Below are 12,803 nucleotides of genomic sequence, written 5' to 3'. Positions count from 1 at the left end.
TATGCACAGTGCTTTATGGATATCCAAAACAGGGATGGCTGCTCAAGATGCGAAAATGACCGCCATTTCTAACAATCTTGCCAATATCAATACCGTCGGTTTCAAGCGAGACCGTGTGGTATTTGAAGACCTGTTTTACAGCGTCGATAAGCAGGCGGGTACAGAAACCACCGAACTCAATGAACACCCCACGGGAATTCAGCTTGGTAATGGTGTTCGCGTTGTGGGGACAGAAAAAGTCTTTACTCAAGGTAGCATTCAAAACACCAACCAGCAATTTGACTTAGCCATACTCGGTGACGGTTTTTTCCAAATAGAGAACTCGGATGGCGAGCTCCTGTATACCCGAAACGGACAGTTTCAAACCAATTCAGATGGGCAATTGGTCAATACACAAGGCTACCCGCTCATCCCTGAAATTGTCATTCCGCCAGAAGCAACATTGGTGAGTATTACCGCTGATGGCGTAGCAACCGCAACGATTCCGGGACAAGTAAACCCAGAGGCGTTAGGTCAAATTACCATAGTGAAATTCATGAACCCAGCGGGACTCGCTGCGCAAGGCGGTAACTTGTTTGCTGAAACGGAAGGCTCAGGGGAAGCAGTAGAGCTTGTGGCAGGAACCGAGGGCTCAGGGCAATTAAAACAAGGCGCACTTGAAGGCTCCAATGTACAGGTGGTGGAGGAAATGGTCGACATGATTGCTACTCAGCGAGCTTATGAAATGAGCGCAAAAATGGTCAGTGCAGCCGATCAAATGTTGCAATACATTGCTCAGCAGTCATAGCGCCAAAGGGAGTCAGGCATGAAGGAAGCTGAGATGGAAAAGCAAAAAGCGAATAAAGCGGGGCTTGCAAAGTCTCATGCGATTGGTGTGCTTTATTACATTTCTGTTGTCGCACTTCTGGTCGTGAATATGATTGGTTGCGCGGGTCGGCAGGATGAATTTATCCCACCGTCTCCTAATGATGAAGCGTATGCTCCGCCAGAATTAGATTATCAGGTTACACGAGTTAGCAAGGGTAGTTTGTATACTGGAACGACGGCCATGACCTTGTTTCAAGACCGTCGAGCTTATCGGGTGGGAGATATCCTTACTGTTATGCTTGATGAGAAAACAGAGTCTGATAAGAGCGCTTCGACTCAGTATGGTAAAGATTCCAGTGCGACGATTGCTGCGCCGATTCTTGGTACGACGACCTATACTGAAGGCAGCGCCGCTCTTGATGCAACACGAGATTTTGATGGCGCAGCGGCATCTACACAGGGTAATAGTTTATCAGGCTCTATTACGGTGACGGTTTACGATGTACTGCCTAACGGGGTGCTTAGAGTTCGAGGGGAGAAGTGGCTGAAACTCAATCAAGGCGATGAATACATCCGTTTGACGGGGAATGTGCGAGTGGATGATATTCAAGCCGACAATACACTTTCCTCTCAACGTATTGCAGACGCGCGCATCACATATGCAGGCAGAGGCACTTTTGCCGATACCAATACCGCTGGCTGGCTAACTCAATTCTTTAATTCACCTTGGATGCCGTTTTAATGATGACGTTGAAATGGCGTTACCTCATCCATTTGCTGTTGCCTTTGGGGCTACTTAGCTGGACACCATCAACTTTGGCCGCAAGAGCGATTGCTGAAGTAGCGGAGGTCTACGGAGACAGACAAAACCAACTGATTGGATATGGCTTAGTGGTTGGGCTGGATGGCTCCGGCGATAAATCTCAAGTGAAGTTCACCCAGCAGTCGGTGGTGAATATGATCAAACAGTTTGGTGTGCAACTTGACGATAGTACCAACCCTAAATTGAAAAACGTTGCCGCGGTGAGTGTGACTGCCGCGGTCGAGCCACATCAAGGCGCGGGTCAAACCCTGACCGTAACGGTGTCTTCGTTGGGGGATGCCAAAAGCCTGCGCGGTGGGACTTTGTTACTTACACCACTTCGAGGTATTGATGGTGAAGTTTATGCGGTGGCTCAAGGTAGCTTGGTAGTTGGCGGTTTTAACGCTACGGGTGAAAACGGTACCAGCGTGACTCGAAATACCCCGACCGTTGGCCGCATACCCAATGGTGCGACCTTAGAACGAGAAATCTCAACCGGTATTGACCGAGATCCGACGATTCGTTTGCAGCTCAAGCAGCCTAACTACGAAACGGCACTGAACATTTCCAAAGCTATCAATCTGACATTTGGTGGGCAAGTGGCGAAGGCGCTCAATAAAGGCCAAGTTGAAGTGTCCGCCCCTATTGATAGCGAGGACAGAGTGATGTTTGTTGCCATGATTCAAGAGTTGCAAATCGAAGAGGGTCGTCGTTTGCCTAAGGTGGTGTTCAATTCGCGAACAGGCACAGTAGTGATTAGCCAGAATGTGACGGTTTCCGAGGCAGCGGTAAGCCAAGGTGGGATTACCGTGACAATTTTAGAATCCGAGTCGGTGTCACAGCCGGGAGGTGCGTTCAATACTGTGGGTGAAACAGCCATTGTCCAAAATACCCAAATCAGCGTCGATGAAGATGACGGTACGACGATGGTGTGGCCTCGTGGTACCAATCTGCAAGAAATTGTCGATGCGATTAATAATATTGGCGCTACTCCAGAAGCGTTGATGCAAATCTTACAGGCGCTGGATGAAGTTGGCGCTATTAACGGTGATTTGGTGGTGATCTAATGCTTGATTCAAACGCACTGGCTTTAATAACCCAATTACCTAGCCAAGGTCCTTTGACTGTAAAACAGCAGTGTGAAATTAAGCCTGGGATAGAGAACATTGCATCCACTGAAGCTGACGTATCCGTTGTGGCGTCGTCATTACATTCAACGAGCCCTGCACAAGCGCAAACAATGAGCTTTGAAACCTTAATGGTTGAAAGTTCGCAACGAGCAGGGCTGGCAACGTTCTCCGGGCAATTGTCGGTTCCAGCTCATACGCAGACGAGCCAACATGTCGCGAACTTCTATTTAGACAATCATGCCTTAGCTCAAATGAAACACGACAATTCTGGAGCAGGATTGTTGGCAGCTTCGCAGCAGTTTGAGGCGTTATTTCTGCAACAAATGCTCACTCGTATGCGCTCTGCTAGCGAGGCGATGAGTGATGAAAACAATCCGCTGTCCATGAAGTCGGATGGCATGTTTCAAGGAATGCTCGATGCCCAGTTGGCGCAGCGTATTAGCCGTCAATCCTCATTTGGGCTCGCCGAGATGATATTCAAGCAATTGTCATCGCAAGTTCCCAACCGTCCTCTAGATAAGGAGAGTAAATAATGGGAATGGTCAATATTGGACTCAGTGGTGTACTCGCCAATCGTGTGGCGTTAAATACGACGGCGCAAAATACCGCCAACGTGAATACATCGGGTTATAGTCGTCAGATAGTCAGTTTAGAAGCAACATCGTCTGGAAATTTCGTCAACGGGATCAATTTGGGGGCGGGTGTTGAAGTGGGCGATATTATTCGGATTGCAGAGCAGTCTTCCATTAATCGTTTACGGGAAGCTACCGAATCGGCGCAATATTCACAAAGTTATTTTGACGGTTTATCCAATATTGAAAATCTGTTGGGTGCTGACGGTTTGAGTTTAACGCAGGGCCTTAATGGCTTTTTTGCCGCGATTGATGAAGCCAGTGTGACGCCAGAGAGCATCGCATTTAGACAACAAGTGCTCACTAACGCAGATGCGTTAGCACAGCAACTCAACTCAGTTTCAGCCCAACTTAGTCAGCAAGAGGCGGCGCAAAGTGAACGATACGGAGCCATCGTGTCTCATGTCAACAGCCAGCTTGAAAGTATCGCAGCTCTAAATCAAAAACTTCAAGAAGACGCACTGCTCGGTAAAGGCGTCGCAGGACTACAAGATGAAATGGACAAACAGCTTAACGAGCTCTCAAAATCGTTAGATGTGCAAGTGATATATACCGCGGGCGGTGTTGAGTTATCCACGCCTAACGGACAGCCTCTGGTTATTGGCGGTTTTTCGGCTTCACTCACTCGCGACTTTTCGAGTGGTGACCCTTATAGCACCGATCTTTCCATTACTTTCCAGTCAATGACGACTGCGATTGATGACTCGTTAGGTGGAGAACTTGGTGCGCTAGAAGCCTTAAAACTGAGCCAATACGAGCCGATTAAAGCGACATTGGCCGATCTCGCAAAAGGACTCGCTGACGGGGTCAATAATGCCTTAAATTCGGGCTTTGATCTTAACGGAGCCGCTGGGCAAAGCTTGTTTACTTACACGGCGGGGAGTGAGGCGCACTCGCTTGCCATTGACCCTGCGATTAGCGCACAAGCGCTTGCATTCTCCTCTAGTGCAACGCTTTCCGGCAACGGTGATGTTCTCAAAGATCTTTCCATGCTATCTCAAACGCCTTTAACCAATGGGTCGGTTGTTGGTAAAACGCCTTATAGCGCTTATTCGGGGTTGTTGGGAGACATTGGTATTTTTACCCGACAAGCTGAAAGTGAAGCGACAGCAGCACAAATTAGCGTAGAGGATGCGCAAGTTGCCAGAGATAGTGTCAGCGCGGTGAACTCGGACGAAGAAGCCGCGAACATGTTGCTTTTTCTCAATGCCTATGAGGCAAATATGAAAGTGATCAGTACGGCTAATCAAATGTTTCAGACTTTGTTAAAAGCGTTTTAGGAGAGCAGTGATGCGAGTAACGGACTCACAATTTAATGCGGTTATGCAGCGTTCGCTAATGGATAACAATATTCGTCTCAATAAAGTGTTTGAGCAGATGTCGACTGGGTTGAAGCTCAACCATCTTTCCGATGACCCGATTGCGGCGGTGCGCCTTGAAGGACTAAAAAAGACGGTCTCTGATAATCAGCAATACCAGCGCAATATTGAGAATGTGCAGTCTCAGTTGACTCGCTATGAAACCAATGTGAATACGTTAGAAGAGCTGTCCCAACAGGTCAATGAGCTACTACTTCAAGGTAAGAATGGTACTTTGGATGCACAAAGTCGTGCAGGGATAGTATTAGAGCTGAAATCGCTGAAAACAGAGATGCTTACCACGTTAAATCAAGCGAATGAAGGAAGCTATTTGTTTTCAGGCACGAACATAACAAACCAAGCCATATCGACAACACCGCCTTATACCTTAAACAGCAATTTAGATTATCGTGAAACCAAAGTTGGCAATGACCAATATGTGCCAAGCAACTTAACCGTAACGGATGTTATCGGCACCAACGCCATTTTTACTGATTTGGACAATGCAATCGCCGAGTTGGAAGTTCCGACGGCGGGTTTTTCGCCAGCATTAGATAGTGCGCTCGATACTAATCAGGCTCTGCATCAGAACTTGTTAGTGTCTTTGACAGATATTGGTAGCCAATATAACGCCTTGGATAGACTCAAAGAAACCAGCATTGATATGGTGTTTTTTGCCGAAACGGTGCGCTCAGAACTAGAGGAGTTGGATTATGCACAAGCTTCGGTGGAACTTAACCAAGGTATGATTGCTCTAGAAGCCACACAAAAAACTTTCGCGCGCGTCGCCGGTATTTCTCTGTTTGATTTGATATGAGAAGCGATATGGTTAAACCTCGTCATACAAGACTTGCGAATTGGTTCGGGTCTCGACAAATGTCTATGTCTGGGGCCTTGTACTTAATTCGTTTAATGATGGTTAGCTTGATAGTAGCTAACGTGATGATGCCTACTCAGGCTCTTGCTCAGCGTTATATTGTTCCGTTTGATAGTGTGCAATGGCAATTCAATCAATCTGTTGACCAATGTGTCTTACAATCTTTCGACCCTCATACCGGTTTTTCGGTACAGTTTGTTCTACTGGCTGCCAACCCTTTACAAATCAAGGTGGAGAAACGTGGTGTACGCTCACTTCCTTCTTCCACTTCGTTTAACACCACAGAGCCAGTCTGGGGTATTTCTAAATCCTATACCACAACCACCATTGAAAAGATCCAACAACAAGGTTCCGCTTTAGTTACGGAAGATGGTGCGACGCTGCTACTAGAAGACATGGCTAGTGGTGCCTGGTTCAACATTAATGCTATGGATTTTGACATCTATTTCCCGACCACGAATTTCAGACCCGCACTAGATGAATTTAACCATTGCCGCTTTGGTTTGCCTCCCGTGAACTTTCAACATGCACGTCGCGTTGAATTGCATTTTCAAAGCGGCGCTGTGACCTTAACGGAACGGCAAAAACGTACCATTGATGACATCAGTTCGTTGGTAAAGCGTGACTCAAAAATCGTTAAGGTTTTGATAGATGGATATACCGATAATTCAGGAGATTCGGTTGCCAACCTACAAATTTCAAAGCAGCGCGGGTCCGATGTTGCGCAGTGGTTCGTTGAAAATGGGGTGTCTAAAAAGATGATAGAGATACGTGGTCATGGAGACCGATACCCTAAATATGACAACACCACAAAAGAAGGTCGCGATAAAAATCGTCGTGTAGAAATTCGATTAGTACGCAAGTGAGGCTGTGATGGAGAATGAAGCATGGAAAAAATCAGCGCAATGCAATTACAACAAGAACTCATTGGAAAAATGCACGATCAGCAACAAATCGCGACCAATCCATTCTCTAATCAATCGGTGGTACCGGTCGCGGTAAAAGGCGTTGTTCAAGACAATACCAAAGTGCATCCAGCTCCAGAAACGGCATTGCAGTTCAGTCATGCACTCAAAGGTATCTTGGATACAGTAGATCGATATCAAGCTCACGCGTCTGACAAAATTACGGCAGTGGAGTTAGGTAAAAGTGATGACCTTTTAGGCGCAACGGTAGCGTCACAAAAAGCACAGTTGTCCTTTAACGCACTAATGCAAGTGCGAAATAAAATGGTGTCGAACTTCCAAGACATTATAAAGATGCCTATTTAGGCTAGGGAACGGCGATGGCAGCAGAATTAGCAACAAAACCAGCGCTAGCCAACAATATGGGGGCGGCGAAACAGAAGCTAAATCAAGCGTCTGGCTGGCTCAATACATTTTGGCAAAGCTCGCAACGCAACGTCATTATTATCACCATATTCGCTACGATTACGGCGGCGATCATTGTTATTATGTTGTGGACATCAGCAGAGCGGTTTCGGCCCCTGTATAGCAAGTCAGCCAACTTCGACTCTAGCCAAGTTTTGCAGCTCCTCGACGAAGAATCGATACGTTACCAGCTTAGCCAAGATGATGGTCAGATATTGGTTCCGGAAGGTGATGTGGCGAAAATTCGCATGATTCTAGCGTCAAAAGGGTTAAAAGAACAACTGCCAAGTGGCTTTGATTCACTTGATAGTTCAAAAAGCCTCGGTGAAAGCCAATTTATGGAAAACGCCCGTTACCGTCATGCATTAGAAGGGGAGTTGGCACGCAGCATAACCACTATGAGTGCGGTCAGCTTGGCCCGAGTGCATCTCGCTATTCCGAAAGAAAGCTTGTTTATGCGTGACGACGGAGAGCAGCCAAGAGCGTCTGTTATCGTTCACATCATCAATGGAATGGATCTCAAACCGACTCAAGTTGAATCGGTAATCAATTTGGTATCTGGGGCTGTCATTGGTCTTAAGTCTGAACATGTGAGAGTCGTTGACCAGCACGGCCGCTTATTGTCTAACGATGCTACCGTTGGCGATATCACAGTCACCACAGGTAAGCAATCTGACTATAAACGTAATCTAGAAAGAACCTTGGTTGCGCAAGCCACAGATATGCTAACTCCAATTCTAGGAGCCAGTAATTTCCGAGTTCAAATCGCTAGTGATATTGATTTTTCACGCATAGAAGAGACGGAAGAGATTTATGCTGATCCCGTCGTGCGAAAGGAAACTTTGCTTAACGATGTAAATGAGTCCTCGATGGCGTTAGGTATTCCGGGTGCCTTGAGTAACACGCCCCCAGTGACCGATGGCGAGCCTCAGCCGGAGCCAAACGCTAAAGTGAATCGCAGCGAAACGTCACGAGATTATGCGGTGAGTGGCAAAGTACGTCATATTCAACATCAACAGGGCGTGTTACAAAATCTGTCTGTTTCTATCGTCGTCAATGACTTGGCTAACGCTAATCAAACTTGGACTTCACAAGAGCTGACTAATGTCGAAAATGTGGTTCGTTCTGCGATAGGGTTCAATGAAGCGCGCGGTGACACCATACACATCACTCATTTTCCGTTTGTGGTTGCCAGTATTCCAGAACAAGCGCCTGTCGCTTGGTTTGAAAACACTAATATTATGCAGCCACTCAAGTATCTACTGGGTGTGATGTTGAGTGGTTTAATGATCATGGTAGTCTTGCGCCCGCTGGCTCAATATTTAACCAAGGCCGCTGAGCAGGAAGAACAAGAAGCAGAAAGTATGGAATACGATGATGTCATCACCAAAGAAGAGCGTGCGGCAGAAGCAGCTTTACAGTCGAAACTGGAATCACTAGGTATTGATGCTACTGGTATCAAAGCGTTGGATGACAATTTACCATCGGCCGATAGTCCGTTAGAGGTGCAGATTAAGCACCTAAAACTTATCGCGAAAGAAGACCCAAATCGAGTCGCCGAGATTTTGCGAACGTGGATTCAAGCCTAGATCAAAGGATTATCAAAAGGGGCGTATATGGAGAACAAACAAACCTATCAATCTGTAGATGGTGTCGCTATGTTGGTATTGAGTATGGGAGAGGATATTGGCTCTGAGGTTCTCAAAGGATTCACCCATGAAGAGATAAAACTGATTACTCATGCAATGAGTAAAATGAAAGATATTAAAGCCAAAGATGCGCTGGTTTCGTTGTCCGGTTTTTTTGATGATTTCAGAAAGCACTCAGGTATCCTTGGTGGTACACGACAATATATCACCAATGTCTTGGAAAAAACGCTCAACGGTAACTTAGCGCGAGATTTGGTCTCTGAAATCTATGGTGATGAGATTCGCTCGCACGCAGAAAAGCTGGCTTGGATTCCGCCGGATTTATTGGTCAACGATCTCAAGAAAGAACACATAAATTTGCAGGCGTTACTGATTGCTCATTTGCCACTTGAGTACAGTGCTAGAGTCATGGACGAATACGATGAACAAGAGTGCCATGAGTTGATTTTGCAAATATCCAAAACACAGGTTTTGACATCTGGGTTAATGGAGACCTTGAAGGACCTTATTGACCGCTGCAAAATTAATTATCACAGCGGTGGTTCAGCAAGCCTGCAAGGGTCAAAAGTGGTGGCAAATATTATTAATCGCTATTCCGGCGATAAGAGCAACTTGTTCCAATTCCTTCACGACCACGATGAAGAAGCCGCTGAGTTGGTAGAAGAGGCGATGTTTGATTTTTTCACTCTGTTTAATCAAGACCTTGAAACTATCAACCTCATTAATGAAAGAGTCAGTCTTGAGTTATGGGCATACGCCCTTAAAGGGACAAACAAAGATTGTCGTCAGTATATCATCAACTCGATGCCACAACGGGTATCTACCGAGCTAAAAGAAAATTTGGTACGTATTGGCGCTGTCCCAGTCAGTCAGGTAGAACAGGCTCGAAAGGAAGTGATAGAGATCGTTAAACAGATGCAAGCGGAAGAGATTATTACGCTCAACTTTGCTAATGAGCCACGTTTGACCTAGTGGGAGAGGTAGGATGAAGTTAACCGGAATTACCCAGCGTAAAAATCAGGTCAACCCTGCCGGTGCGGGCAAGATAAAACGCTCTGAAAAGTTGTCGACGCGCCAACCTACATCGGTACTTCTGCAACAGCAAATGATACAGATGAACCTGCAAGAACGCCCCAAGCTTATCGCAGAAGTGTCCGACTCGCACAAGATGTATAGCCGCTTAATGATGGCTGGAGAAGTTCTCAGAACGGTCGCAAGTGAGCTTATCAAACTTAGACAAATTGCAGAGCTAGCGCATTACAGCCCAGAGCAAGCCAACCAAATCGATACCATCAAAAAGAAGTTGCTGTTTTGGAATCAAAAGCGTTTGTTTGGTCACTATGTGGTGGATTCTAGCTTTGCGCCTATTCAAACGGAAAACCCTCTTATTGAATTTACAATTCCAGGACTCGATTTTCAACGAGAGCGGTTACGAGACGAGGTAGTGTCTCTCTACATCAATAATCGGCTGGTGGCACTAGCCTTCGAGCGAACAGAAGATCGCGAAGTCTTGTTAGAGCAATTTAAGATGATGTTTGCGTATGCCAATTTGCAGTTACGATTAAATCAACATCAAGAATTTGTGATTGGAATGCGAGATGAATATTGGCGCACATGGGACGGTCAAGTGTTCGTATCCGGACAGGGTGGGCGCTATGCTGAAGGTGCGCCAATAGCCGTTCAAGCTCAATCTTGTTATCCAGTGTTAGACACTATTAGCCGTTTACTGGTGAATGAGTCGGGTGCGATACCGCAGATTGAAGCACTGCTTGAGCGCGTCAATAAGTTGTATTTAGCGCTGTCGAAAGTACTAAAAACCAAAAAGGTACGAGCAAATCAACTCATTGCTTTTTGTACCCATCCTGAATTGGAACAGTTTGGTAGCTTTAAGCAGCGTTTAGCGGATAACCCTGAACTGTCTTTGAAGTCCATTTATCGAGGCTTTAGCGGTCCTAGCCGAGATAACGTGATCAAACTGCTGAGAAAAAGGTGAAACAGACGTGAAATATTGCCGTTATAGTTAATTAGAAGTGAGCAAAGTGAGTAACGGGATATGAGTCAAATCAAGGTCGATAATGTGAAGCATATTGTTCCGCATACCCAAGTGGATGTGGTTCAAAACAAAAAGGTTGAGCCAGACCAAAAGGTCAAAGTGAAGCAAATCAATCTGTCACAACATGAAGTGGACTTGTTGGAAAATGCCAAGAGTTTTTTTAACGGAGTTGAAGATATTGATAGCGCCAAGGTTGAACAAATCAAAGCGCAAATAGCCTCGGGGGAATTAGTGTTTGATATGGATGAGCTAGCGAAAGTTATAGCGAGACTAGACCATGGGCAATAAAAGCGCGTTGATAGGCTACATTGCCTATGGTCAGCATATTTTGGAGTTTTCTCACCAGCTATCTTCTGGTCTAGACGATATACGCGCGGCGATACTCAATCGGGAATATCAAAAATTAGAGTCGCTAAACCAAACCATCACTTCACTGACTCATCGATTGGCTGAAGCCGATTTAAAGCGTTACGCAATGGCAAAGCGGTTGGGTTGTCAGGACAGGCAATATACCAAAGTGATACAGGCAAAACTACAAGGTGGGGTGCTGCAACGAGTTCAAGCTTTGGATAAGCAGATTGAACAATCAATTGGACAATGTAAGGCCAAGCTGGAGCGCCAAGGTAATATCATGCTGATGCAGCACCAAGCGATGGAGGAAGCGCTTGGAAAACATAAGTTAAGGATTAATGTCTAAGACCGGGTTATTACTCATATTGCTTATCGCGTACGGCTGCATCACTAATATGCAAGCCGCTGTTGCTTCGAGTTCTGAGTTCGAGCAACACCTTTCCACTCGTATTCATTCGCTCATAGAGCAGACCGTTCGCTACCGCTACCCGCAACAGTATCAACTTGATGTCAGCATTCGTTTTTCAAAAGCTATTCATCAGCTTCAGCCATGTTCAAAACCGGTCGCAATTCATCATCGTAGTGAGATTAAACTGGGAAAGCAGAAGTGGACATTGCGATGTGAGGCTCAGAGGTGGAGTTTATCTGCAACCTCATCAACCAGCCTTACTATTTGGGCTGTGACAGCCGATAAAGCTTTGCGAAAAGGTCAGCGCTTATCTTCCTCAGATATCGCTATAGAGCCAATTAAACTTAACACTGACAAAAAAGTGTTTTTTAAACCCAGTGAAGTGGTGGGAAGTAAACTGAAGCGCTCGGTGAAAAAGGGTGAGCTTCTGACCACATCACGTTTGTATCTTGATTACGATGTGGAGAAAGGTCAGGCCGTTGATGTGGTTTACCAGTCAAAGACGATACGGCTAGAGACGTTGGGAACGGCACTTGAAAGTGGTTTAGTCGGCGACACGGTATCGGTTCAAAATCAACAGTCAGGGAAACTGTTGCGAGGTGTAGTGATCAAGAAAAATCAAGTGAGAGTGTATTAACGAAAAAACCTAGAGCGAAGGTGAAGCTCTAGATTTTTTATGTTTTTCTGAGGAAAACTATACCAAAAATCACCGTCATCCACTTGGAAAAGGGGATCTTATTCAGCGCATTGAAAAGTTAAATTACGTGACTTAATCTAATATTTTCAGTTGCCTACACGTGGTATGAGATCCTCACTTTCGTGAGGATGAAGGCTATATGGAGTATGTTAGACATGAAGGGTGTAGAGCGTTTCTGTCCAGAGACGGCTGGCATGCTCACCGCCAGCTCGTTTGTGCCCCTTTCTGAGTTTCAAACTATACCAAAAATCACCGTCATCCCCTTGAAAAAGGGGATCTCATTCAGCGCGTTGAGAAGTTAAATTACGTGACTTAATCTAGTATTTTCAGTTGCCTACACGTGCTATGAGATCCTCACTTTTGTGAGGATGACGGCTATATGGAGTATGTTAGACATGAAGGGATGTAGAGCGTTACTGCCCAAAGACGCGCTGGCATGCTCACCGCCAGCACGTTTGTGCCCCTTTCCGTGTTCACAGCATCCCCCAAAATTACAGTCATCCCCTTGAAAAAGGGGATCTCATTCAGCGCGTCCCGCAGCCAAATTACGTGACTTAGTCGCCAATTTTCAGTCACCTACACGCGGTAGGAGATCCTCACTTTCGTGAGGATGACGGCTATAGGGGGCATGTTAGAAGTGAGGGGATGTAGAGCATTAATTAGATGGT

At 45.9% G+C, this 12,803-nt stretch carries 14 protein-coding genes; all 14 read left to right on the top strand.

The features are described 5' to 3' along the window. Position 1: 1 nt before the first annotated feature. The 14 genes from flgG to flgA all read left to right on the top strand — a co-directional run bounded on the left by flgG (position 2) and on the right by flgA (position 12,075). Positions 2 to 787 carry a flagellar basal-body rod protein FlgG gene (flgG, locus tag VTH8203_RS11540; protein ID WP_096993821.1) on the top strand — a complete coding sequence of 262 codons (786 nt, stop codon included), beginning with the start codon at positions 2 to 4 and terminating at the stop codon, positions 785 to 787. A gap of 129 nt (positions 788 to 916) precedes the next feature. Then, positions 917 to 1,549, top strand: a complete 633-nt coding sequence (gene flgH / locus VTH8203_RS11535; protein WP_370739226.1) for a flagellar basal body L-ring protein FlgH — start codon at positions 917 to 919, stop codon at positions 1,547 to 1,549. Further along, positions 1,549 to 2,676 (top strand): flagellar basal body P-ring protein FlgI, encoded by a 1,128-nt coding sequence (locus VTH8203_RS11530; RefSeq protein ID WP_096993819.1) that lies wholly within the window; start codon positions 1,549 to 1,551, stop codon positions 2,674 to 2,676. Before flgH ends, VTH8203_RS11530 begins: the two co-directional genes overlap by 1 nt. Next, positions 2,676 to 3,272, top strand: coding sequence for a rod-binding protein (locus tag VTH8203_RS11525; RefSeq protein WP_096993818.1), 597 nt, complete (start codon positions 2,676 to 2,678; stop codon positions 3,270 to 3,272). The genes VTH8203_RS11530 and VTH8203_RS11525 overlap by 1 nt, the downstream gene beginning before the upstream one ends. Further along, positions 3,272 to 4,651 carry a flagellar hook-associated protein FlgK gene (gene flgK / locus VTH8203_RS11520; protein ID WP_096993817.1) on the top strand — a complete coding sequence of 460 codons (1,380 nt, stop codon included), beginning with the start codon at positions 3,272 to 3,274 and terminating at the stop codon, positions 4,649 to 4,651. Before VTH8203_RS11525 ends, flgK begins: the two co-directional genes overlap by 1 nt. Positions 4,652 to 4,661: 10 nt before the next feature. Beyond that, entirely contained in the window at positions 4,662 to 5,546 is an 885-nt protein-coding gene (flgL, locus tag VTH8203_RS11515) for a flagellar hook-associated protein FlgL (protein WP_096993816.1), read from the top strand. Between the two features lie 59 nt (positions 5,547 to 5,605). Then, entirely contained in the window at positions 5,606 to 6,472 is an 867-nt protein-coding gene (locus VTH8203_RS11510) for an OmpA family protein (RefSeq protein ID WP_244181201.1), read from the top strand. Between the two features lie 21 nt (positions 6,473 to 6,493). Beyond that, positions 6,494 to 6,877 carry a flagellar hook-basal body complex protein FliE gene (gene fliE / locus VTH8203_RS11505; protein ID WP_096993814.1) on the top strand — a complete coding sequence of 128 codons (384 nt, stop codon included), beginning with the start codon at positions 6,494 to 6,496 and terminating at the stop codon, positions 6,875 to 6,877. Positions 6,878 to 6,891: 14 nt separating this feature from the next. Continuing rightward, positions 6,892 to 8,565 (top strand): flagellar basal-body MS-ring/collar protein FliF, encoded by a 1,674-nt coding sequence (gene fliF, locus VTH8203_RS11500; RefSeq protein ID WP_096993813.1) that lies wholly within the window; start codon positions 6,892 to 6,894, stop codon positions 8,563 to 8,565. 27 nt (positions 8,566 to 8,592) lie between these two features. Then, a complete protein-coding gene (locus tag VTH8203_RS11495; RefSeq protein ID WP_096993812.1) occupies positions 8,593 to 9,597 on the top strand; it encodes a FliG C-terminal domain-containing protein in 1,005 nt (334 codons plus the stop codon). Between the two features lie 13 nt (positions 9,598 to 9,610). After that, positions 9,611 to 10,618, top strand: a complete 1,008-nt coding sequence (locus VTH8203_RS11490) for a hypothetical protein (protein WP_096993811.1) — start codon at positions 9,611 to 9,613, stop codon at positions 10,616 to 10,618. Positions 10,619 to 10,678: 60 nt separating this feature from the next. After that, a complete protein-coding gene (locus VTH8203_RS11485; RefSeq protein WP_096993810.1) occupies positions 10,679 to 10,966 on the top strand; it encodes a flagellar biosynthesis anti-sigma factor FlgM in 288 nt (95 codons plus the stop codon). After that, on the top strand, positions 10,956 to 11,375 hold the full coding sequence (locus VTH8203_RS11480) for a hypothetical protein (RefSeq protein ID WP_096993809.1): 420 nt from the start codon (positions 10,956 to 10,958) through the stop codon (positions 11,373 to 11,375). The genes VTH8203_RS11485 and VTH8203_RS11480 overlap by 11 nt, the downstream gene beginning before the upstream one ends. Continuing rightward, positions 11,368 to 12,075, top strand: coding sequence for a flagellar basal body P-ring formation chaperone FlgA (gene flgA / locus VTH8203_RS11475; RefSeq protein ID WP_096993808.1), 708 nt, complete (start codon positions 11,368 to 11,370; stop codon positions 12,073 to 12,075). Before VTH8203_RS11480 ends, flgA begins: the two co-directional genes overlap by 8 nt. Positions 12,076 to 12,803 lie beyond the last annotated feature (728 nt).

The sequence above is a fragment of the Vibrio thalassae genome, from assembly GCF_900089835.1.
Lineage (GTDB): Bacteria > Pseudomonadota > Gammaproteobacteria > Enterobacterales > Vibrionaceae > Vibrio > Vibrio thalassae.
The sequence above is the reverse complement of the archived record's forward strand: the minus strand, read 5'-3'. Positions and strand labels throughout refer to the sequence as shown.

Bases quoted from the DNA above. Each gene is read 5' to 3' on its own strand.
- flgG (WP_096993821.1), top strand. From the start codon at position 2: ATGCACAGTGCTTTATGGATATCCAAAACAGGGATGGCTGCTCAAGAT.
- flgH (WP_370739226.1), top strand. From the start codon at position 917: ATGATTGGTTGCGCGGGTCGGCAGGATGAATTTATCCCACCGTCTCCT.
- VTH8203_RS11530 (WP_096993819.1), top strand. From the start codon at position 1,549: ATGATGACGTTGAAATGGCGTTACCTCATCCATTTGCTGTTGCCTTTG.
- VTH8203_RS11525 (WP_096993818.1), top strand. From the start codon at position 2,676: ATGCTTGATTCAAACGCACTGGCTTTAATAACCCAATTACCTAGCCAA.
- flgK (WP_096993817.1), top strand. From the start codon at position 3,272: ATGGGAATGGTCAATATTGGACTCAGTGGTGTACTCGCCAATCGTGTG.
- flgL (WP_096993816.1), top strand. From the start codon at position 4,662: ATGCGAGTAACGGACTCACAATTTAATGCGGTTATGCAGCGTTCGCTA.
- VTH8203_RS11510 (WP_244181201.1), top strand. From the start codon at position 5,606: ATGTCTATGTCTGGGGCCTTGTACTTAATTCGTTTAATGATGGTTAGC.
- fliE (WP_096993814.1), top strand. From the start codon at position 6,494: ATGGAAAAAATCAGCGCAATGCAATTACAACAAGAACTCATTGGAAAA.
- fliF (WP_096993813.1), top strand. From the start codon at position 6,892: ATGGCAGCAGAATTAGCAACAAAACCAGCGCTAGCCAACAATATGGGG.
- VTH8203_RS11495 (WP_096993812.1), top strand. From the start codon at position 8,593: ATGGAGAACAAACAAACCTATCAATCTGTAGATGGTGTCGCTATGTTG.
- VTH8203_RS11490 (WP_096993811.1), top strand. From the start codon at position 9,611: ATGAAGTTAACCGGAATTACCCAGCGTAAAAATCAGGTCAACCCTGCC.
- VTH8203_RS11485 (WP_096993810.1), top strand. From the start codon at position 10,679: ATGAGTCAAATCAAGGTCGATAATGTGAAGCATATTGTTCCGCATACC.
- VTH8203_RS11480 (WP_096993809.1), top strand. From the start codon at position 10,956: ATGGGCAATAAAAGCGCGTTGATAGGCTACATTGCCTATGGTCAGCAT.
- flgA (WP_096993808.1), top strand. From the start codon at position 11,368: ATGTCTAAGACCGGGTTATTACTCATATTGCTTATCGCGTACGGCTGC.